This window comes from Salmonella sp. WC3 (genome assembly GCF_042932255.1).
GTDB classification, from domain to species: Bacteria; Pseudomonadota; Gammaproteobacteria; order Enterobacterales; family Enterobacteriaceae; genus Salmonella; species Salmonella enterica.
Genome location: NZ_CP170629.1, coordinates 2,262,536 through 2,283,583, shown reverse-complemented (window position 1 = coordinate 2,283,583; position 21,048 = coordinate 2,262,536). Strand labels below are relative to the sequence as shown.

The 21,048-nt window shown below is 50.5% G+C and carries 22 protein-coding genes and 1 pseudogene; 10 read left to right on the top strand and 13 right to left on the bottom strand.

Going from position 1 to position 21,048, the window contains the following annotated elements; genetic code table 11:
• Positions 1–162: 162 nt before the first annotated feature.
• A complete protein-coding gene (locus ACFK9X_RS10955; protein WP_001044093.1) occupies positions 163–1,017 on the bottom strand; it encodes a DNA/RNA non-specific endonuclease in 855 nt (284 codons plus the stop codon).
• Complete coding sequence (locus ACFK9X_RS10950) at positions 1,014–1,328, bottom strand: hypothetical protein (protein WP_024158272.1); 315 nt, start codon at positions 1,326–1,328, stop codon at positions 1,014–1,016. The genes ACFK9X_RS10955 and ACFK9X_RS10950 overlap by 4 nt, the downstream gene beginning before the upstream one ends.
• A gap of 141 nt (positions 1,329–1,469) precedes the next feature.
• On the opposite strand from ACFK9X_RS10950, the gene ACFK9X_RS10945 reads away from it, so the two are divergent.
• Positions 1,470–2,429 (top strand): lipid A deacylase LpxR family protein, encoded by a 960-nt coding sequence (locus tag ACFK9X_RS10945; RefSeq protein ID WP_001046438.1) that lies wholly within the window; start codon positions 1,470–1,472, stop codon positions 2,427–2,429.
• Between the two features lie 48 nt (positions 2,430–2,477).
• Here ACFK9X_RS10945 and ACFK9X_RS10940 read toward each other — a convergent pair whose 3' ends face one another.
• Positions 2,478–3,236, bottom strand: coding sequence for a YdiY family protein (locus ACFK9X_RS10940; RefSeq protein ID WP_000770981.1), 759 nt, complete (start codon positions 3,234–3,236; stop codon positions 2,478–2,480).
• A gap of 288 nt (positions 3,237–3,524) precedes the next feature.
• On the opposite strand from ACFK9X_RS10940, the gene pfkB reads away from it, so the two are divergent.
• The 3 genes from pfkB to ACFK9X_RS10925 all read left to right on the top strand — a co-directional run bounded on the left by pfkB (position 3,525) and on the right by ACFK9X_RS10925 (position 5,811).
• Positions 3,525–4,457, top strand: coding sequence for a 6-phosphofructokinase II (gene pfkB / locus ACFK9X_RS10935; RefSeq protein WP_000251706.1), 933 nt, complete (start codon positions 3,525–3,527; stop codon positions 4,455–4,457).
• A 96-nt stretch (positions 4,458–4,553) separates the two neighbouring features.
• Positions 4,554–4,844 (top strand): type V toxin-antitoxin system endoribonuclease antitoxin GhoS, encoded by a 291-nt coding sequence (ghoS, locus tag ACFK9X_RS10930; protein WP_151116410.1) that lies wholly within the window; start codon positions 4,554–4,556, stop codon positions 4,842–4,844.
• Between the two features lie 106 nt (positions 4,845–4,950).
• Positions 4,951–5,811 (top strand): fructosamine kinase family protein, encoded by an 861-nt coding sequence (locus tag ACFK9X_RS10925; RefSeq protein ID WP_151116408.1) that lies wholly within the window; start codon positions 4,951–4,953, stop codon positions 5,809–5,811.
• A gap of 42 nt (positions 5,812–5,853) precedes the next feature.
• Here the strand turns inward: ACFK9X_RS10925 and ACFK9X_RS10920 are convergent, their stop codons facing one another.
• The gene (locus ACFK9X_RS10920; protein ID WP_151116406.1) at positions 5,854–6,390 is read right to left on the bottom strand and encodes a YniB family protein; all 537 of its coding nucleotides are present in this window, start codon (positions 6,388–6,390) and stop codon (positions 5,854–5,856) included.
• A gap of 148 nt (positions 6,391–6,538) precedes the next feature.
• Between ACFK9X_RS10920 and hxpB the strand changes: the two genes are divergently transcribed.
• The 3 genes from hxpB to tcyP all read left to right on the top strand — a co-directional run bounded on the left by hxpB (position 6,539) and on the right by tcyP (position 9,472).
• Positions 6,539–7,207, top strand: a complete 669-nt coding sequence (hxpB, locus tag ACFK9X_RS10915; RefSeq protein ID WP_000106848.1) for a hexitol phosphatase HxpB — start codon at positions 6,539–6,541, stop codon at positions 7,205–7,207.
• A 137-nt stretch (positions 7,208–7,344) separates the two neighbouring features.
• The gene (locus ACFK9X_RS10910; protein ID WP_000505804.1) at positions 7,345–7,944 is read left to right on the top strand and encodes a metal-dependent hydrolase; all 600 of its coding nucleotides are present in this window, start codon (positions 7,345–7,347) and stop codon (positions 7,942–7,944) included.
• 136 nt (positions 7,945–8,080) lie between these two features.
• Positions 8,081–9,472: a cystine/sulfocysteine:cation symporter gene (tcyP, locus tag ACFK9X_RS10905; protein ID WP_001010662.1), complete on the top strand. Its 1,392-nt coding sequence runs from the start codon at positions 8,081–8,083 to the stop codon at positions 9,470–9,472.
• Between the two features lie 102 nt (positions 9,473–9,574).
• Here tcyP and cedA read toward each other — a convergent pair whose 3' ends face one another.
• Entirely contained in the window at positions 9,575–9,817 is a 243-nt protein-coding gene (cedA, locus tag ACFK9X_RS10900) for a cell division activator CedA (RefSeq protein WP_000977510.1), read from the bottom strand.
• A gap of 364 nt (positions 9,818–10,181) precedes the next feature.
• Here cedA and katE point away from each other — a divergent pair, with 364 nt between their 5' ends.
• Positions 10,182–12,434, top strand: a complete 2,253-nt coding sequence (gene katE, locus ACFK9X_RS10895) for a catalase HPII (RefSeq protein ID WP_151116404.1) — start codon at positions 10,182–10,184, stop codon at positions 12,432–12,434.
• 43 nt (positions 12,435–12,477) lie between these two features.
• Here the strand turns inward: katE and chbG are convergent, their stop codons facing one another.
• The 7 genes and pseudogenes from chbG to osmE form a co-directional block, all read right to left on the bottom strand.
• A complete protein-coding gene (gene chbG, locus ACFK9X_RS10890) occupies positions 12,478–13,236 on the bottom strand; it encodes a chitin disaccharide deacetylase (protein ID WP_000442730.1) in 759 nt (252 codons plus the stop codon).
• A 12-nt stretch (positions 13,237–13,248) separates the two neighbouring features.
• Positions 13,249–14,604 carry a 6-phospho-beta-glucosidase gene (locus tag ACFK9X_RS10885; RefSeq protein ID WP_151116402.1) on the bottom strand — a complete coding sequence of 452 codons (1,356 nt, stop codon included), beginning with the start codon at positions 14,602–14,604 and terminating at the stop codon, positions 13,249–13,251.
• Positions 14,605–14,728: 124 nt separating this feature from the next.
• Entirely contained in the window at positions 14,729–15,571 is an 843-nt protein-coding gene (chbR, locus tag ACFK9X_RS10880) for a transcriptional regulator ChbR (RefSeq protein ID WP_000983393.1), read from the bottom strand.
• A 10-nt stretch (positions 15,572–15,581) separates the two neighbouring features.
• Complete coding sequence (gene chbA, locus ACFK9X_RS10875; protein WP_000459883.1) at positions 15,582–15,929, bottom strand: PTS N,N'-diacetylchitobiose transporter subunit IIA; 348 nt, start codon at positions 15,927–15,929, stop codon at positions 15,582–15,584.
• Between the two features lie 50 nt (positions 15,930–15,979).
• Positions 15,980–17,338 (bottom strand): annotated as a pseudogene (gene chbC, locus ACFK9X_RS10870) (PTS N,N'-diacetylchitobiose transporter subunit IIC).
• Between the two features lie 82 nt (positions 17,339–17,420).
• Entirely contained in the window at positions 17,421–17,741 is a 321-nt protein-coding gene (gene chbB, locus ACFK9X_RS10865) for a PTS N,N'-diacetylchitobiose transporter subunit IIB (RefSeq protein WP_000412161.1), read from the bottom strand.
• A 300-nt stretch (positions 17,742–18,041) separates the two neighbouring features.
• The gene (osmE, locus tag ACFK9X_RS10860; RefSeq protein ID WP_001039301.1) at positions 18,042–18,383 is read right to left on the bottom strand and encodes an osmotically-inducible lipoprotein OsmE; all 342 of its coding nucleotides are present in this window, start codon (positions 18,381–18,383) and stop codon (positions 18,042–18,044) included.
• Positions 18,384–18,601: 218 nt separating this feature from the next.
• Between osmE and nadE the strand changes: the two genes are divergently transcribed.
• The gene (gene nadE / locus ACFK9X_RS10855) at positions 18,602–19,429 is read left to right on the top strand and encodes an ammonia-dependent NAD(+) synthetase (RefSeq protein WP_000174981.1); all 828 of its coding nucleotides are present in this window, start codon (positions 18,602–18,604) and stop codon (positions 19,427–19,429) included.
• A 120-nt stretch (positions 19,430–19,549) separates the two neighbouring features.
• Positions 19,550–20,431: an excinuclease Cho gene (cho, locus tag ACFK9X_RS10850; RefSeq protein ID WP_001747715.1), complete on the top strand. Its 882-nt coding sequence runs from the start codon at positions 19,550–19,552 to the stop codon at positions 20,429–20,431.
• A 74-nt stretch (positions 20,432–20,505) separates the two neighbouring features.
• On the opposite strand, the gene spy is transcribed toward cho, so the two are convergent.
• The gene (spy, locus tag ACFK9X_RS10845; RefSeq protein WP_001229001.1) at positions 20,506–20,991 is read right to left on the bottom strand and encodes an ATP-independent periplasmic protein-refolding chaperone Spy; all 486 of its coding nucleotides are present in this window, start codon (positions 20,989–20,991) and stop codon (positions 20,506–20,508) included.
• Between the last annotated feature and the right edge of the window lie 57 nt (positions 20,992–21,048).

Genomic DNA, 21,048 nt, shown 5'->3' with positions numbered 1-21,048 from the left:
ATTGCTAAATTGGCGCACAACCTTCGACACAGACGAAAATCGCTATTTTCGTCCGGCATGATGATGGTAACACTAAAAAAAGGGAGATTGCATCACTCTATAGCAAATCAAGACCCTTGACAGGGTTTCTCCATTATCTTTCTACGCGCCGTATAGCGCTTCTCATCGACAACCTAACTTCTGCGCCAGACTCCCCTTTGTCGTTTTCACCTCGCTGGCTACCGCTTCAGGCAAGGCAGACCACAGCGTCAGCACTGGCTTCGTTTTATGTTCGATAGCCTCCACGGTAACCTGATAGTCGCAAAAATTCGCCGAACGGGGCGTATTCTGATCCATGATAAACGCAGCGTAATTTCCTTCACTTTTTGACGGCGCCGTTCCGGTGAATAAAACCTTCCAGTACCCGCTGGGAATTTCTACCGTCGCATCTTCTGGCAATGTGGCGATATGCCGCTCAAAAAGGGGGCCGGTCACTACGTGCACTACAGATACATCAGCCTGTTTAGCAAGTTCGCGCACCCGGTTTTCCAGTGCAGCCCATGCTCCCTGGTTCAGGGCGGATTTCTGCGGCGTAATATTCGATAAATAATTTAACGACGGCCAGTCCGAAACGCCGCCCAATCCTGCCAACGGCGCCTGGTGTCCCCTGTCGACTTTTAATAGCGTATGGGCATTTTTATAGGCCGAAGGGGCCAACGTATCCGAGGGCGGTAAATCGGGGTCCTGCGCCCAGTTCCGCGGGCGACCGCTTGCCTGGCTGGTCTTTGTCACGCTATAGGCAACCCAGTTGGCAAATTTCGTGGCGCTATTATTATTGAGCGTATAGACATGGCGATAGATTGTTTGTTGACTTCCTCCTTGAGGACAGCCAACGCTACAGTTATCAGGTTGCTGAACGAGTACGTTACGATGGGGTAACTCGGGTGCCGATGTTGTATCCTGGGGAGGATACGATGTAGTACATGCGCTTAATAATACTACGGGCAGTAATTTTAGCAAATTAATGGTTTTATTCATTTTTTCTTCCTTAATAATAACTGCCCTAATAATTCAGGTAGCAATAATTTGGTTATATTACCCTGCCAGCCGTTAGATGCGCTCATCATTAAAGACAACACTATCACGGTAAAAATTAATAACAGATAAACATCGAAGCCATCATAGAAAATGAGCTCAAAAGAATACAACGTGATATTCATATTGATACCCAAAAACATCGTATTATATGCATAATCGTGAAGCCAATAATTTCTCGCACTCAGATAGCGAATGAAAAATGGATATTCAATAATATCTGACGCATGTTTTTCAACACCATTTTTCAACATTAAGGCAACGTATCCTCTCAATGACTCGCTGCTGGCAGGAGTTTAGTTATATTTAAAGGTTTATAAGCACTGCGCATCATGCTGCTGTGCTTATTACTTTGTAAAAATAAGAGTATTCACTTTCATATTCAGGGGTAAAAAGTGAACAAATACAGCTATTGCGCAACGATGATTGCCGCCATACTCAGTACGACCACAATGGCCAATGCCAGTAGCCTTGCTATTTCAGTGGCGAATGATGATGCAGGTATATTTCAACCATCCTTAAATGCCCTTTATGGGCACCCGGCTGCAGACCGGGGTGATTATACTGCCGGGCTCTTTTTAGGCTACAGCCACGATCTCACTGACGCCAGTCAACTCTCTTTTCATATCGCGCAAGATATTTATTCTCCATCAGGTGCCAATAAGAGAAAGCCTGAAGCCGTCAAAGGCGACCGCGCGTTCAGCGCCTTTCTTCATACCGGACTGGAGTGGAATTCATTAGCCACCAATTGGTTACGTTATCGTTTAGGTACCGATATTGGCGTTATTGGTCCTGACGCAGGCGGTCAGGAGGTTCAGAATCGGGCGCATCGAATAATAGGCGCAGAAAAATACCCTGCCTGGCAGGATCAAATTGAAAACCGTTATGGTTATACGGCAAAAGGAATGGTCTCCCTTACGCCAGCTATTGATATTCTGGGCGTCAATGTGGGCTTCTATCCAGAAGTCTCTGCTGTCGGCGGCAATCTCTTCCAGTATTTGGGGTACGGCGCAACCGTTGCGCTGGGAAATGATAAGACCTTCAACTCTGATAATGGGTTTGGGTTACTGTCCCGCCGAGGGTTAATACACACTCAAAAAGAGGGATTGATCTATAAGGTATTTGCTGGCGTTGAGCGCAGGGAAGTTGATAAAAACTACACGTTACAGGGGAAAACGCTGCAAACAAAAATGGAAACGGTGGATATTAATAAAACCGTGGATGAATATCGCGTCGGTGCCACCATCGGCTATTCTCCCGTCGCATTTTCGCTTTCTTTAAACAAAGTCACGTCGGAATTTCGCACCGGAGACGACTATTCTTATATCAACGGCGACATCACCTTCTTCTTCTGAGGCGTCACCACGGAATAACCGGGTTACGTAATGTAACCCGGCGCAATATTACATCTTATAGCCCAGCGTTACCGTAGTGCGGCGATCGGTATGTTCAGGCGCTGATTCAGGCGGCTGCGAGTTCCACGTTAAATTATACCCCACCTTTAGACCAAAATGTTCGTTAATGGCGACATTGAGGGCTGTTTCCGAATTTAGTGTGGTGTCTTCTGCGCCAAATACTGACACCCCCTGTGTAAACTTAGCATTGTCAGTTAACTGCCAGGCATAGCTGCCGGAAGCATAACCCAACGGCTGCGTTTCAGTGGTATCGTCCGTATGTTCGTCATAGCGAACCCCAGGACCGAATTCAAAACGGAAGCTGTGCACTGGACCATTAAGGAACTGCCGCCCGTAACCGGCGGTCAGTACGTCGCGCTGACGATAACCGTTGAAACGGTCTGTCAGCCAACTGGCCTGGCCAAAGGTATAATCATAATCCGTCATATTAAAACGGTTACGCGCGCCTACCGCATATTTTTCTGAAGAGCGTTCATCATTAGAGGAGGTATTGCTGGCATTGCCCCATAATGACCAGGCGGTACGTTGTCCATACCAGGTCATCGCCGTGTCAGCCGTTAAGGAAGAACTTTTAGTATTGCCTGACTGAGCAAGGTAGCCCGCATTCAGATTACCTTCAAAAGGTTTTTTCGCGGTGGAGGGATCATCCATGACAGTAAAAACGGAATCATCGGCGGCGGCATACAGAGACGCGAACACGCCACCCGCCAGCATAACTACAGCGGGTACTGCCTTCAAAAGCTTCATTTATATAGAGTCCGTACAACTAAAAAAGAGACCACGACGGTCCCGGAAACTTTCATAGGGATCAATGACAAACGCCCCTGGAAAGGTAGCGAATTATAAGAAGCCCCGAATAACATAGCAATCAATTACTATTTCATTTTTTGAATAAGAACCCTCCCGAAGCATTCATTTATTTATATAACTTTACATCGTACTTCTTTAAATAAAGATCCGGAAAATCATATTGTTAATTCCTTCACTTTCCGGGGATTAAGTGCCAGACTGAAATCAGCCTAACAGGAGGTAACGATGGTACGTATCTATACGTTGACGCTTGCGCCCTCTCTCGATAGCGCAACAATCACGCCGCAAATTTATCCCGAAGGTAAACTGCGGTGCTCCGCGCCGGTATTCGAACCCGGCGGCGGGGGTATTAATGTCGCTCGCGCCATTGCGCATCTTGGCGGCACCGCGACCGCAATTTTCCCGGCTGGCGGCGCTACCGGCGAACATCTGGTCGCACTACTGGCTGACGAAAATGTCCCCGTGTCTACCGTCGATGCGAAAGACTGGACGCGTCAGAACCTGCACGTCCACGTCGAGTCCAGCGGCGAACAGTATCGTTTTGTTATGCCCGGCGCCACGCTGGACGATGACGAATTTCGCCAGCTTGAAGAACAGGTACTGGAAATTGAATCCGGGGCAATTCTGGTTATCAGCGGCAGCCTTCCGCCCGGCGTTAAGGTCGAGAAACTCACGCAACTGATTTCCGCCGCACAGAAGCAAGGCATTCGCTGCATTATTGATAGCTCTGGCGACGCGCTCACCGCCGCGCTGGCGCTTGGCGATATCGAACTGGTGAAACCTAACCTGAAAGAATTGAGCGCGTTGGTTAATCGCGATCTGACGCAGCCTGATGATGTGCGTAAAGCGGCCCAGGAATTAGTGCAAAGCGGCAAGGCTCGCCGGGTAGTGGTCTCTCTGGGGCCGCAAGGGGCGCTGGGCATAGATAGTGAGAATTGCATCCAGGTTGTTCCTCCCCCGGTGAAAAGTCAAAGTACTGTCGGCGCAGGCGACAGTATGGTAGGCGCGATGACGTTAAAACTGGCGCAAGACGCGTCGCTGGAAGAGATGGTGCGCTTCGGTGTGGCGGCAGGCAGCGCCGCTACGCTCAATCAAGGTACGCGTCTGTGTTCTCATGACGATACCCAAAAAATATACGCCTATCTTTCCGCGCAATAATCGTTTCCCCCTCGCCGAGGGGGATACCGGAAAATCGGTTAACGGGCGGCGCATCCACCGCTGTTAAAAACACAGTTGCTCCCAACGAGGTGAACGATGGCCAGTGGCGATATTACCCGTTATGTTATTACCGTAACCTTCCATGAAGATTCCCTGACCGAGATTAACGAACTCAATAACCATCTGACGCGCAGCGGTTTTTTGCTGACATTAACGGACGATGAAGGGAATGTGCATGAGCTCGGCACCAATACGTTTGGCTTTGTTAGCGCTCAGAGCGCTGATGAAATCAAAGCGCTTGTCGCCGGACTTGCGAAAAGCGCGTTAGATAAGGATGTCGACATTACCGTGGCGACCTGGGAGGCGTGGAGTAAAAAAGCACAATAAGTGCCATTCCCGCCGCGGCGCGTCCGCGATGTGCGTTAGTTCGTATTTTTTAACCGCATTTTTGCGCTAACCTTATGATCTGGCAGACAACGTGGGGAGAGACAATATGTGGCAAGCTATCAGTCGTCTTTTAAGCGAGCAAGTCGGTGAAGGCGAAATCGAACTGCGTAATGAACTGCCAGGCGGAGAAGTTCATGCCGCATGGCATTTACGTTATGCAGGCCATGATTTTTTCGTAAAGTGCGATGAACGAGAAATGCTTCGCGGTTTTACCGCTGAAGCCGATCAGCTGGAGCTGCTCTCCCGCAGTAAAACCGTTGTTGTGCCTAAGGTATGGGCGGTAGGTTCGGATCGGGATTACAGCTTTTTAGTCATGGACTACCTCTCGCCCCGCCCGCTGGATGCCCATAATACGTTTATTCTTGGGCAACAGCTGGCGCGCCTGCACCAATGGAGCGATCAACCTCAATTCGGCCTCGATTTTGATAACGCGCTTTCTACCACACCGCAGCCGAATACCTGGCAACGCCGTTGGTCGACTTTTTTCGCCGAACAGCGCATTGGCTGGCAGCTTGAACTCGCCGCGGAAAAAGGCATTACCTTTGGTAATATTGACGCCATTGTTGAACATGTTCAGCAACGTCTGGCGTCGCATCAACCGCAGCCTTCTCTTTTGCATGGCGATCTATGGTCGGCGAACTGCGCGCTTGGCCCTGACGGCCCCTATATCTTCGATCCAGCCTGCTATTGGGGCGACAGAGAATGCGATCTGGCGATGCTGCCGCTGCATACCGATCAGCCACCGCAGATTTATGACGGCTATCAGTCCGTTTCGCCGCTACCGCTGGATTTTCTCGACAGGCAGCCGATTTACCAGCTCTACACCCTGCTTAATCGGGCAAGGCTGTTTGGCGGTCAGCACCTGGCTACTGCGCAAAAAGCGATGGATCGGCTGCTTGCGGTATAGGTACAGCCCATGCCGGATACGGGCTATCCGGCATTTTTCAGTTTACATGAAGCCTAACAAGGAAAAGAAAAAGTAGCCGAGCACGATAATAATGACCGGCAAAATATAGAGCGGGAAAAACTGTAAAAAGATGGTATGGTGCGGCACCACGATACGTGACTCTATCTGCTCACGCGTTAGCCCTTCCGCGCCTTTTGCTTTTTCCAGAATCAACTGATCTTCCACGCCTTCACGCAAAAAACGTGACTGGCGGCTCATTCTGGCGCCGGAATCCTGCATCGCCAGCCCGACAAAAATCAGAATAAAAATGAGCCAGAAACCGATATTCAGGCTTCCCTGAAAATTCGGCGTCGGCGAGTTGTACCAAAAAACATTCAGAAACGGCGTATTCACGCGCATCATGTCTATCATTACGTGGGTAAAATCCAGCATTACCGCATTTATCCCCTCCTGCTTTTCACTGTGCTCATACATAAATTTAAGGACTGAGATGAGCGTGGAAAGCAGTGCCGGAATAAAAATAACCCACCCAACAACTCTTTTTAGGATTGCAATGCGTCCAGCTTGTTGATACGTCATGAGTTCCCCTTGATAAAGACGCGTCGTTTTGGCCTAAGTCTACCTGTTGATTCCCGTTTTCGCCTGATCTTTTAGGGCGATATACTAAGAACATGGTCATAATGAACGCTTAATTCGTTATTTTTTAATCTCAACAGGAGAGGTTGTGATGTCAACCCCACGTCAAATTCTTGCTGCAATTTTCGATATGGATGGACTACTGATCGATTCCGAACCGCTCTGGGATCGCGCTGAACTGGACGTGATGGCAAGTTTAGGCGTAGATATTACTCGGCGCCATGAACTGCCAGACACGCTTGGGCTACGCATTGATATGGTTGTCGATCTCTGGTTTGCGCAGCAACCGTGGAACGGCCCCGATCGCCAGGAAGTGACAAACCGTGTTATTGCCCGCGCGATTACGCTTATCGAAGAGACGCGCCCTCTTTTGCCGGGTGTGCGCGAAGCTGTGGCGCTGTGTAAAGCGCAGGGGCTATTAGTGGGGCTTGCCTCGGCATCGCCGCTGCATATGCTGGAAAAAGTGCTCACCATGTTTGAACTGCGCGACAGTTTTGACGCGCTGGCCTCTGCGGAAAAATTGCCCTACAGCAAACCGCACCCGCAGGTCTATCTGGATTGTGCGGCCAAATTAGGCGTTGATCCATTAACCTGCGTGGCGCTGGAGGATTCGGTGAATGGTCTAATCGCGGCAAAGGCGGCGCGAATGCGCGCCATTGTGGTGCCAGCAGAAGAAAACCAGCCTGATCCGCGCTTTGCGCTGGCGAATGTCAAACTTAACTCACTGACAGAGCTGACGGCGGCGCATCTACTCGGTTAAGATGTTTCCGAAACAAAGTCAACGGGCAATTAGCCGCTGAGCCAGACGGCAAGCGGCTTTGACAGAGACAAAGAGTTACAACGTCACCACTTCCGCCTACTGTATAAAAACCCTATACTGTATGAATTGACAGTTTAATGGGTTTTATCATGACGGCGGAAGGACATCTTCTTTTTTCTATAGCCAGCGCGGTTTTCGCCAAGAATGCCGAGTTAACGCCCGTCCTTGCGCACGGCGACTGGTGGCATATTATTCCTTCGGCTATTTTGACCTGTCTGCTGCCGGATATCGACCACCCCAAATCTTTTCTTGGTCAGCGCCTGAAATGGGTATCGAAACCGATCGCCCGCGCGTTCGGTCACCGGGGGTTTACCCATAGTCTGCTGGCGGTCTTTGCCCTACTGGCGACCTTTTATCTCAAGGTACCGGATACGTGGATTATCCCGGCGGATGCGCTGCAAGGCATGGTACTTGGCTATTTAAGCCATATCGTCGCGGATATGCTCACCCCCGCAGGCGTTCCCTTACTGTGGCCGTGCCGCTGGCGTTTCCGCCTGCCTATTCTGGCGCCGCGCAAAGGCAATCAACTGGAGCGATTTTTATGCATGGCGTTGTTTGCCTGGGCGGTGTGGATGCCACAGTCCATGCCGGAAAACAACGTCATACGCTGGTCTTCGCAGATGATTACTATCCTGCAAATGCAGTTCAATCGTTTTATAAATCACCAGATTGATTAGTAAATCAACGCCAAAATCATTTTTGGTATAAACCATTCCATTTGAATATAAGAGCCAGCTCACAGTTCTGCTAATCTTGCGCGAACAGAATCGCTAAAACACAGCGCTTCATAATAAAAAAATCAGGAGAACGGGGATGAATTTTCCATTAATTGCGAACATTGCGGTGTTCGTCATTCTGCTGTTTGTACTGGCGCAGGCCCGTCATAAACAGTGGAGTCTGGCTAAAAAAGTGCTTGTCGGCCTTGTGATGGGCGTGGTCTTTGGTCTGGCCCTGCACACCATTTATGGCGCTGACAGTCAGGTGTTAAAAGACTCCATTCAGTGGTTCAATATTGTCGGCAACGGCTATGTGCAATTGCTACAAATGATTGTGATGCCGCTGGTATTCGCCTCTATTTTAAGCGCCGTGGCACGACTGCATAACGCCTCTCAATTGGGGAAAATCAGTTTTCTGACTATCGGCACGCTGCTGTTTACTACCCTTATCGCAGCGCTGGTGGGCGTGCTGGTCACCAATCTGTTCGGACTGACGGCGGAAGGTCTGGTTCAGGGCGGCGCGGAAACCGCGCGTCTGAATGCCATTGAGACGAGCTATGTCGGCAAAGTGGCCGATCTCAGCGTGCCGCAACTGGTGCTGTCTTTTGTACCGAAAAATCCGTTTGCGGATCTGACTGGCGCAAATCCTACGTCTATTATCAGCGTGGTGATTTTCGCCGCATTCCTGGGCGTGGCCGCGCTTAAACTGCTGAAAGATGATGCGCCAAAAGGCGAGCGTGTGCTTGTTGCTATCGATACCCTGCAAAGCTGGGTGATGAAGCTGGTGCGTCTGGTGATGCAACTTACGCCTTACGGCGTACTGGCGCTGATGACGAAAGTGGTTGCCGGCTCTAATTTGCAGGACATCATTAAGCTTGGAAGCTTCGTGGTAGCGTCATATCTTGGTCTGGCGATAATGTTTGTGGTTCACGGCATACTATTGGGCGTGAACGGGATTAGCCCGCTGAAATATTTCCGCAAGGTGTGGCCGGTGCTGACATTTGCCTTTACCAGCCGCTCCAGCGCCGCCTCCATTCCACTTAATGTCGAAGCGCAAACCCGCCGCCTGGGCGTGCCGGAGTCCATCGCCAGCTTTGCTGCCTCTTTTGGCGCGACCATCGGCCAAAACGGTTGTGCCGGTCTTTATCCTGCGATGTTGGCGGTAATGGTTGCGCCGACGGTCGGCATCAACCCCTTAGACCCCGTATGGATAGCCACGCTGGTGGGTATCGTTACTGTAAGTTCGGCGGGTGTTGCCGGCGTTGGCGGCGGCGCGACCTTCGCCGCGCTGATTGTGCTGCCTGCCATGGGCTTACCGGTCACGCTGGTCGCGCTGTTAATCTCCGTCGAACCGTTGATTGATATGGGCCGTACCGCACTGAACGTGAGTGGCTCAATGACCGCGGGTACGCTGACCAGCCAGTGGCTGAAGCAGACCGATAAAACCATTCTCGATAGCGAAGAAGACGCTGAACTGGCGCATCGATAATACATTATCGGGAGTTCACATCGTCTGAGACACGACGATCGGCAACTCAAAATGTCTGTCACTAAAAACGCCGGTCTCCAGTACCGGCGTTTTGTTTTTTTCTTAGTCAGCGATTTCGTTTTCCTGGCGAACCTGATTCGCCCAACGTTGCGCCGATTCTGGCACGCTAAAGGCGGGCGACCGTTGAAATGACTCCCCCGTCAGAACAAAGGCAACATATTTACCGCGCAGTATCCAGACGTCGCGAAACGTATCCATTTTTATCGCATGTTCCGGCGGCGCGGGTTCAACACGCGGAATATAGCTAATAATCTGGCGATTTTGCTGGCGAAGAGGTTTCATCATTAATGCTTCACTAAAAGAGGCTAAGAGCCTATCCCATTAGGGCTATTTTACTTGCCATTTTGGTCCCGGGCAGTGCTCAAAATCCTCACGTACTACGTGTACGCTCCGGTTTTTGCGCGCTGTCCGTGTCCAAACTGGCTGCGCCAATAACGCCTACTGGGATAGGCTCTAAGGCTAAAAATCAGAAAAACACTATTTTAGCCGATCTTCGCCCCCGACGTCCTGTTCCGCGCGTGCGATTTCCCTATTGAGCCTTGTCTGCCGTTCCGCTCTCCCCCGGCATAATTGCTGAAATGTTCTATAGTTAGAGTGATTTTGACTACTACCACGCCCATTTCAGTGATGAAAGCAGGAGACGAGTTCAATGTCGCATAATGAGAAATCCCCCCATCAGTCCCCCGTGCATGATACCCGTGAATCACAGCCCGGCCTGGACTCCCTGGCGCCGTCAGACGGTTCACATCGCCCCACGCCAGAACCGACGCCGCCGGGCGCGCAACCGACGGCCCCCGGCAGCTTAAAAGCGCCCGAGACCGCGAATGATAAGCTCACTGCCCTCGACGCCTTTCGTAAAGGCAGCGAAAATTATGCGCTGACCACCAATCAGGGCGTGCGCATCGCCGACGATCAAAATTCTCTTCGCGCCGGCAGCCGTGGCCCTACGCTGTTGGAAGATTTTATCCTGCGCGAGAAAATTACCCACTTTGACCATGAGCGTATCCCGGAGAGGATCGTTCACGCCCGCGGATCTGCAGCGCACGGCTATTTCCAGCCATATAAAGACCTGAGCGACATCACGAAAGCCGCGTTTCTGTGCGATCCACAGAAAATTACCCCGGTCTTTGTTCGCTTTTCGACAGTACAGGGCGGCGCGGGGTCTGCTGATACCGTACGTGATATCCGCGGTTTTGCGACCAAATTTTATACCGAAGAGGGAATTTTCGATCTCGTCGGTAATAACACGCCGATCTTTTTTATCCAGGATGCGCATAAGTTTCCGGATTTTGTGCACGCCGTTAAGCCCGAACCACATTGGGCTATTCCGCAAGGGCAGAGCGCGCACGACACCTTCTGGGACTATGTTTCCTTACAGCCTGAGACGCTGCACAACGTCATGTGGGCAATGTCGGATCGCGGTATTCCACGCAGTTATCGGACGATGGAAGGGTTCGGCATTCACACCTTCCGTCTGATCAATGCACAAGGGAAAGCGACCTTTGTCCGTTTCCACTGGAAACCGTTGGCAGGTAAAGCCTCGCTGGTGTGGGATGAGTCACAAAAACTGACCGGTCGCGATCCGGATTTTCACCGCAGGGATCTGTGGGAGGCCATCGAAGCGGGCGATTTCCCGGAATACGAGCTGGGCCTACAACTCATTGCCGAAGAGGATGAATTTAAATTCGATTTTGATCTGCTCGATCCGACCAAACTGATTCCGGAAGAGCTGGTGCCAGTACAACGCGTCGGCAAAATGGTGTTAAACCGTAATCCGGATAACTTTTTCGCTGAAAACGAACAGGCGGCATTTCATCCAGGGCATATTGTTCCCGGCATTGATTTTACCAACGATCCGCTGTTACAGGGGCGTCTGTTCTCTTATACCGACACGCAAATCAGTCGTCTGGGCGGGCCAAACTTCCACGAAATTCCGATTAACCGCCCTACCTGCCCCTACCATAACTTCCAGCGTGACGGTATGCACCGGATGGATATCGACACCAATCCGGCGAACTATGAACCAAACTCCATTAATGACAACTGGCCACGCGAAACGCCGCCAGCGCCAAAACGCGGCGGCTTCGAATCATACCAGGAACGCGTGGATGGCAATAAAATCCGCGAACGCAGCCCCTCTTTCGGTGAATATTACTCGCATCCTCGCCTGTTCTGGCTCAGTCAGACGCCGATAGAACAGCAGCATATTATTGACGCGTTCAGCTTTGAGCTGGGTAAAGTCGCCCGCGCGTATATTCGGGAGCGGGTGGTCGATCAGTTAGCGCATATTGATGTCACGCTGGCTCAGGGCGTCGCGCATAATCTCGGTTTTTCACTCACCCATGAGCAAACGCAAATTGCCCCGCCTCCTGATGTCAACGGTCTGAAAAAAGATCCGGCGCTCAGCCTGTATGCGGTGCCGGACGGCGATGTTAAAGGCCGAGTGGTCGCTATTCTGCTGAACGACAAGGTTAACGCCGCCGAACTGTTGACCATTTTGCAGGCTTTAAAAGCCAAAGGCGTCCACGTAAAACTGCTCTATTCACGGATGGGTGAAGTAACGGCTGATGACGGTTCAACATTAACTATTGCGGCAACCTTTGCCGGCGCGCCGTCGCTAACGGTCGATGCGGTAATAGTACCGTGCGGCAATATTGCCGATATCGAGAGTTGCGGCGATGCTCGTTACTACCTTCTGGAAGCCTACAAACATCTGAAGCCCATCGCACTGGCAGGCGACGCCCGACGGTTTAAGGCGCTTTTAAACATTGATAGCCAGGGGGAAGAAGGACTTGTTGAGGCCGATAACGTTGACCACCACTTTATGGACACTCTGCTGACGCTGATGGCGGCACATCGTGTCTGGTCGCGTGCGGGGAAAATTAACGCGATTCCTGCATAAACAGCAAAAAATGCGGCGCATTCTTGCGCCGCAAACTCAGGAGCTAAATATCAAGAAAACTGCCAGGACGATATCCACGTTCCGCAATCGCTGCCTTGAGTGACGCAGACGTCAATACCTCCAGTTCAGTTAAGCGGGGGTAACAATAGGCGCTCTGGCGAATAATGTTGTCCACAAACGCCGGATGACACATCACCTCCAGAGAGGCCTCTCCTCGATGCGCAGAGGCATCCAGAATGCGTAAAAAGCACGCTTCGGTGATCTCCTCGCCGTAAAATTCACTACTAAATCCTTGAGTGCTGCGCAAATCCGACGGCAGATCGTCTGCGTTCAACACCGTCTGGCGGTCAATACGTAACGCAATCCCGCGCTGCGCCGCAAAGCGGGCGACGATGGGGAAAATTTGCGGGAACATATGCACATGATGGTGACTGTCGAGATGCGTTGGCTCGCGGCCAAATACGTCGATGAAACGCTGATACTGACACGCCAGTTCATGCGCAATTTCATCCAGCGGAAGCGTATCCTCCTCCGCCATTTGCCAGATCCATTTCCCCAACAGGCCGTCTCGCGTCAGGCCCGGCATCTCTGACACCGGTTTGCCTAACGTCAAAACAAAATGCATTCCCACCCCAAGCGCAGGCAGCTCGCGGCTAAGCTGCGCCGCATGGTCAATAGCCTCGCCATTGACCAGCGCCGTCGTGGAGGTCACAACGCCGTTGCGATATGCTTCAACAATGCCGTAATTTTGCCCTTTACTCAGGCCAAAATCATCGGCATTCACAATCAACACGCGTTCCATAGCCTACCTCTGTCAGTGGTGCTTACCTTTAAGCGCTTCGATGCAAGCGGCAAAATTAGGCAGCCATTTTTCATGCGCCAGAATGAGTTCACGCGCCAGGACATCTGCGTCGCGGTCGGAATGCACCAGCGGACTCAGGTTAAGCGCCAGCAGCACATCATTAAAGTTTCCGCTCAGCGCCGCATTGCTGGCCGCGACCTCAAATCCTTTAATAGTGTGGATAAGCCCCAGCACTTTTTCGTCAAAACGGGTGATACGCGGGTGCGGCGTCGCGCCATTGCGTCCCAGAATGCAGGTCATTTCCACCGCCCAGTCCGCCGGGATATTCTCGACATGCCCATGATGTGGAATATTAACGTAATGCTCAGTCTGCTTGTCATTATAAATAGCGTTAATGACTTCACAAGCGGCATCGGAATAATAAGCGCCGCCGCGTTGCTCAAGCTCTTTCGGCTTCACGTTTAGCTCAGGATTTTTGTACAAGTCGAAGAGTTGTTTCTCCACTTTTTGTACGACCTGAGCGCGCGCGCCGCCTTTGTAATATTCGCCCATTTCAATCGCCAACATCTCTTTTTGCTTGAAGTAATACAACAAATAAGAGCACGGCAGCATGTTCAGCGAGCGAATCAATCCTTCACTAAACGGCAGATCAAAGATATTTTTTACGGTTGACGCTTTCAACTGACCGGACGCCACGCCATCCAGTAATTCTGCGAACCGTGAGGTGCCATTCACCAGCACATCTTTAATAAAGACCATATGGTTTAGACCAAACAGGTCAATGGAAAGATCGTCAGTCTCATTCAGCGCCAGCACGTCATGAATAAACATTTTCATGCCGACAGGAATATTACATACGCCAATGAACTTTTTAAAGTTGGTATGACGATAAACCGCTTCCGTCACCATCCCTGCCGGATTAGTAAAGTTAATGACCCACGCATTCGGACATAATTCTTCAACATCTTTAATGATGTCAAAAATAACCGGAATGGTACGCAACCCTTTAAATAAACCGCCAGCACCGTTGGTTTCTTGCCCCAGATAGCCGTGACTAAGCGGGATACGCTCGTCCAGTTCACGGGCTTTGAGTTGACCAACGCGTAGCTGGGTAGTAACAAAATTAGCGTCTTTCAGCGCTTCCCGGCGATCCAGCGTTTTATACAATTTTAGCGGAACGCCTGCTTTATCAATCATTCGCTGGCAGAGATCATAAATAATGCCCAGCTTCTCTTTCCCGTCTTCAACGTCAACCAGCCATAATTCAGTGACAGGTAATTCATGGTAGCGTTTAATAAAGCCTTCAAGTAATTCAGGGGTGTAGCTGCTCCCGCCACCAATAGTGACGACTTTTAATTTCTGGCTCATAATATCTCCCTTCAGTGTATGTCACTGATATGTATTACGCTATGCCCGCTCGTAAGAAATAGCGTGACGTTCCCCGCGCTATTGGGGCAAGCGTGAAATGTAATTAATCGAGCAATGTAAACCGTTACTCATTAATTTCCGTCAATCGCTTCCGATAACTATTCGGCGTGAATGAGGTCATCTTCTTAAACGTTTTAATAAACAGACTTGGACTGCTATACCCGGCTTCATAAGCAATATCCGTAACTGAATAGTTGGTCATTTCCAACTGTTTCTTGGCAAAATTAATGCGAATCTCATTAATGATTTGCATCGGCGTTTTGCTGTAATAACGTCGGGTGGCGCGCGTCAGATACTCCTGGGATTTTGCCGACAGGCGCACCATATTTTCCAGCGCATGTTCGCCAAACTGCGTTTTATCATGCATTATCTCCACGGTTGCTTTCAGCCATTGTGGAATATCATCATAAACCTGCTCTTCGCGGTAATGACGTAAGCGGTTTATAATATAAAATGTCACCACTTCGATAAATTCGTCGAGCCCATTGCCGCGAAAATTCAACGACGCAATCACCGTTTCAATATAGGTAAGGAAGGTGCTATTCGCCCTGTATACCTGCGATGCCACAAAACAAAACGGCAGTAACGGAAGATAATGCTGTTCAAAAAAACGTTTACTAATTCCTACGTTCAGAATACGCGTTGCGCCAAACTCATAGAAACTTTGGTGATTCGACCCCACCGGGATAAAAACAAAATCTCCACGTTCCAGCAGCACACGCTTCCCGTTGATCTCCTGGTAATAACGTCCGGTTAATACCAGGGTAAATTCATAGTAGTCGTGCTGATGCAGCCCGGTGACGCTTTCCGTCTTGTTATAGATAAACACATGGAAATTTTTGCCATTGAAGAGCTGCTGCTCATAAACCGTTTTGATTTCCGTTGCGTTAACCTGTAGCTGCATCATCCGCCCCCTGTTATTTCAGTTTCTCATGGAGCTCAATCAACTCGGCGATCAGTTCACGAGCCAGCATTGAGGTCATCAAATGATCCTGAGCGTGAACCAGGACCAGACTGACTTTCATTTTGCCTTCGCCCTGATCGCCTTCGATGAGTTTTGTCTGCACAAGATGCGCTTCATTGAGCGCTATGCGCGACTGGTCCATCATCGCTTTCGCCGCCTCAAAATCGCCTTCTTTCGCTTTTCTGAGCGCGCCATATGCCAGGCTGCGCGCCTGACCAGAATTGATGATAAGCCCCATAACGACTTCTTCGAGTTCCTCAGCCGCTGTCTGGTTATCTACAACATTTTCAAGATCAAACATAGTCTTTCCTCTGATTCAGCCCGGCATGGCATCCCATGCCGGCGCGGAGTTTAGAATTTCAGTGCGTTAGCGATATCTTCTTCGCTTTCTTCCTGCTCGATGGCGTTCTGCGCTTTGTTAGCCACCACCACGAAGGGGAGATAAATCAGGGTAGCGACCGCCAGGTTAAATAGCGCAACCAGCAACGCGGCGACACTGCCGTTGGTGTTAAAGAACGCTCCCAACCCGGTTGGCATGGTCCACGGCGCAATATTGGTAATCGGCGGAATAATACCCAAATAGTAAGCCACCAGCGTAATCGCCGCCAGAATCGGCTGAACCAGAATGAAGGGGATAAACATCACCGGGTTCATAATAATCGGCAGGCCAAACAGGATGGGTTCGTTAATCTGGAAGATACCTGACGGCAGCGCCAGTTTTGCCACCTAGCGATAGTCCGCGCGACGGGATGCCAGGAAGATAGCGATGATCAGACCCAGCGTTGCGCCGCTACCACCGAGGAAGATATAAGAATCCAGCATCGGTTTCGCCCAGATATGGAACGTTTTACCGGCTTCCAGTGCCGCATCGACGGAGCCATACTGCTGGTAAATAGAGATGTTTTCCAGCGCCCAGGGCGTCATGATGCCGCTATCCAGCGCGGTCAGCGCCAGCGAACCATGAATACCAAAGAACCACAGCAGCGGTACAAAAATGACATATGCCCACCCTACCACGCTACCCAGCGATGCCAGCGGCGTAGAGATAGTGTCCATAATAATCTGATGGAAGTTAGAACCGTAATTAGACAGCGCCCAGGCAATAATCCCCATAATAGAGAGAATAATAAAGCCGGGAATTAATGCTGAGAATGAACGAGACACCGAAGCCGGTACGCTGTCCGGTAGCTTAATCACCCAGTTACGCCGGACAACAAATGTAAACATCTCCGCGACCACCAGGCCAATAATAATACCGGAGATAATATTCGCGCCGCCCAGCCAGTTAGCGCCTACGGCATAGGCCTCGCCGACACTATACGGCGTTACGGTCATAAATGCCGCCACGGAAAGCAATCCGGCGGCCAGCGCATCAACCTTGCGCTCTTCCGCCAGCGCCATGCCGATAAAAAATGGCGCCATGAGCGACATAATGCCCAATGTGCCGTTATAGACGTTCCCGCCGATGCCTTTCAATCCATTAAGTGTTTCAATGGTTGAGGCATCAAGCCGAATGCCCATGGAATAAAAAAACGACCCCTCCCCAAAGCTCAGGAAAACGTTATTAATTAATACAAACATCGCCCCCGCAAGGGTTAATGGCATTAAACGAATAAAGCCGTTCTTGATTGCATTAACGTGTGGCTGCTTTCCTATTTTTACAGCAAAAGGAAGGAGTACCTTTTCAAGTGAAGCAATAACGTTACTCATAGAAAAATACCCTTAAATACCGCAATAAAATATTGCGGTTAGTGTATGAAATAACTCTTTGACGGGAAAAATTAAAAAATAATTAATTCGCGGCGGCTTTTTTAATTGCCGCTACCGCAGCTTTAAGCACGCCTAAGCCATCTACCTTGCCGTACAACATTGAATCAATGACTTCTACCGGTTTACCGGGTAATAAACGCTGAATTTCGGGGAGCATATAAGCAATTTGCGGGCCTAATAACACGACGTCCGCTGCCGGGCCTTTTTCACCGGCCAGGGTTTCAGGGAATGCTTCAATAATCACCGGCACTTCATATTTTTCAGCCTGAGCGCGCATTTTTGATACCAGTAACGATGTTGACATGCCCGCAGAACAAAACAGATAAATGTGTTTCTTTTCCATAAAAACCTTCCTCATGTGCAATTATCTGTCAACCAGATACGCCGCAAGCCTCAACCTGCATCCATACTCTGGGCGACTTGCGTAACCGGATTTACTTTTTTAGGTGGCTGAAATGAGTATACGGGATCGGACCGCCGGATGGTATTTCCTTGACCCACTAAATTGTCTCTCATTGACCTGGCGTTATGCCCCCCCTCACATTTCGGGCAAATAATTCGCGATAATAAATAAGGTTATGGCAGGCACAAAAAAACCGGCTCGCAGGCCGGTTTCCTTGAATGTTCAGGCAATGTACAGTTGTTACTGCTTCGGCGCCTGTGGGTCAGTGTCGTACTCCGCACAGGTCTGGTAGCCGGAGTTAATCACGTGCCCGGTATCATCCAGCGCAACAAAGTAGGTTTCCGCTTTACCATCACGTTGACCCAGGATGTAGGTCTGACAGGTACCGCGCGCATGAATCATACTCACTTCAGATGACGGTTTGCCCGCAATCTGCGCAACTTGCGCCCTGCTCATTCCTTTTTTAACATCTTTAACGACAGGCTCAACAAATTGGTCTTTTGTACGATCATACGCCGTACAGCCTGCCAGCATAGTCATTACCGCCGCTGCGCTTAAAATTCCTGCTACGTTCTTGTTCATTTTCCGTCCTCTTGTTTATCAGCGTGTTATGTAAGCCTGGAATACATCAGAACATTTTTCAAGCCGCGCCTCGCCACAAAAAGTCTTTCGGAAAATTCTCTAACGCAGCGATATGTTGTTTTAAACACCGCTTAGCCCGCCAAACCTTGTTGTTTCAGCGGAGAAGGGTTAGCTTTAACAGGGTAAAGATTCATTTTTTTAATGTCGAAGGGGGTTAAATGACTCTGCAGCAAGAGATAATCCAGGCGCTTGGCGCGAAACCGCATATCAACCCTGAAGAAGAAATTCGCCGCAGCGTGGATTTTCTTAAAGCGTACCTGAAAACCTATCCCTTTTTGAAATCGCTGGTGTTAGGCATCAGCGGCGGGCAGGATTCGACGCTGGCCGGGAAACTCAGCCAGATGGCTATCGCCGAATTGCGGGAAGAGACCGGTGATAATGCGCTGCAGTTTATCGCCGTTCGTCTGCCTTATGGCGTGCAGGCCGATGAACAGGATTGCCAGGACGCCATTGCTTTTATTCAGCCGGACAGAGTACTCACCGTCAATATTAAAGGCGCCGTCCTCGCCAGCGAACAGGCGCTGCGCGAAGCGGGAATTGAGCTGAGCGATTTTGTTCGCGGCAATGAAAAAGCGCGTGAGCGAATGAAAGCGCAATATAGCATCGCCGGTATGACTCACGGCGTCGTGGTGGGCACCGACCATGCGGCGGAAGCGATAACCGGGTTCTTCACCAAATATGGCGACGGCGGTACCGATATTAACCCGCTTCATCGCCTTAACAAACGCCAGGGCAAACAGCTTCTCGCAGCGCTGGGCTGTCCTGAGCATCTGTATAAAAAAGTCCCCACTGCCGATTTGGAAGACGACCGCCCTTCACTGCCTGATGAAGCCGCGCTGGGCGTAACGTATGACAATATTGACGATTACCTGGAAGGCAAAACGCTGGACCCCGCCATCGCTAAAACTATCGAAGGCTGGTATGTAAAAACTGAACATAAGCGCCGTTTACCGATTACGGTATTCGACGACTTTTGGAAAAGGTAAGCGTACTTCTACTGTTGTGCCGGATATCTCTCGTCTATCCGGCCTCCTCTCTTCCCAGCCTCTTTTTTAATCACCCATCCGCTGTTATACTGGATGAATAACCAGTTAACGGAGATCACTGTGGTACGGCGTCAATCAGCCCCCCGCCTTGAGTTTGAAGCGGCGGCCATTTACGAATATCCAGAACATTTACGTCCTTTCCTCAGCGAATTGCCAGCCTTACCGGGCGTCTATGTATTTCATAGCGAAAGCGATACGCTGCCGCTTTATATCGGTAAAAGCGTGAATATTCGCAGCCGGGTGCTTTCACATCTGCGAACGCCTGACGAGGCCACTATGCTGCGACAGGCGCGGCGGATAAGCTGGATCTGCACCGCTGGGGAAATGGGCGCGTTGCTGCTGGAGGCACGGCTGATCAAAGAACAACAGCCGCTGTTTAACAAGCGGTTACGTCGTAATCGCCAGCTTTGCTCGCTACAGTTGAGCGAACAAAAGATTGAGGTCGTTTCCGCCCGCAGCGTCGATTTTTCCCATGAGCCAAACCTGTTTGGCCTCTTCGCCAACCGTCGGGCGGCGCTGCAAAGCTTACAGAACCTCGCCGATGAACAAAAATTGTGTTATGGCCTGCTGGGGCTTGAACCGGTAAGCCGTGGGCGCGCCTGTTTTCGTTTCGCTCTGAAGCGCTGCGCTGGCGCGTGCTGTGGGCAAGAAACCCCGCAGGCGCATTTTCTTCGTCTGCAGGCCTCGCTGGAACGGTTACGTGTGGTTTGCTGGCCCTGGAAAGGCGCTATCGCGTTAAAAGAGAGCCGCCCACAAATGACCCAGTTCCACATTATCAACAATTGGTTATGGCTGGGGGCGGTACCCTCGCTGGATGAGGCCGCCACCCTGGTGCGCACACCTGCGGGTTTTGATCAGGACGGCTATAAGATTCTCTGTAAACCGTTAATGTCAGGTCAATATGAGATCATTGAACTGCACACCGACTGTCGCCAGTCATAAAGAAAACCGCCGATCCTGTCCACCTCAACGATTGTGTTGTCGACAAGACCGGCGGTCTTAAATTATGCGGAAAGTTATTCTGCCGCAGCAGGCATTTTACCTTCTTGCGCCGGGCGTTCTGTCAGACGCTTCTCAAAATTAGCGTTATATTGCTTTTTCTGCTCCGGCGTCAGAACGTTATAAATTTTATTCTGGGTTTCCATATGCGCCAGCATATTGGCCTTGCGCTGCGCTTCCATTTTCGTAATTTGCGCTTCGGCTTTGGCTTTATCGAAGGTATCGCTGGCGATAATATCATGCATGGCGCGACGCTCTTCCAGCGGCGGACGTTTCATTTGCTCGCGCTGCGCTTTCATAATGTCGCGAATTTGTTGCTTCTGTGCGTCCGTCAGGTTCAGGTTTTTAAACATCATATCGTGATGTGGGCCAAATTTACCTTTATGCTGCATCATTGGCTTCGCATCCGCTGGCGCGGCGGTGGTAGTCTCAGCGGCATGAGCGAGATTCGCAGCACCCATCGCCAGGGTAGAGGCAACAAATAGAGCAGTCAGTTTACGCATATTTCCATCCTTCCTTTCAGTTATTTTTACGGCATATTTAAAACAGCGCCGTGTTGT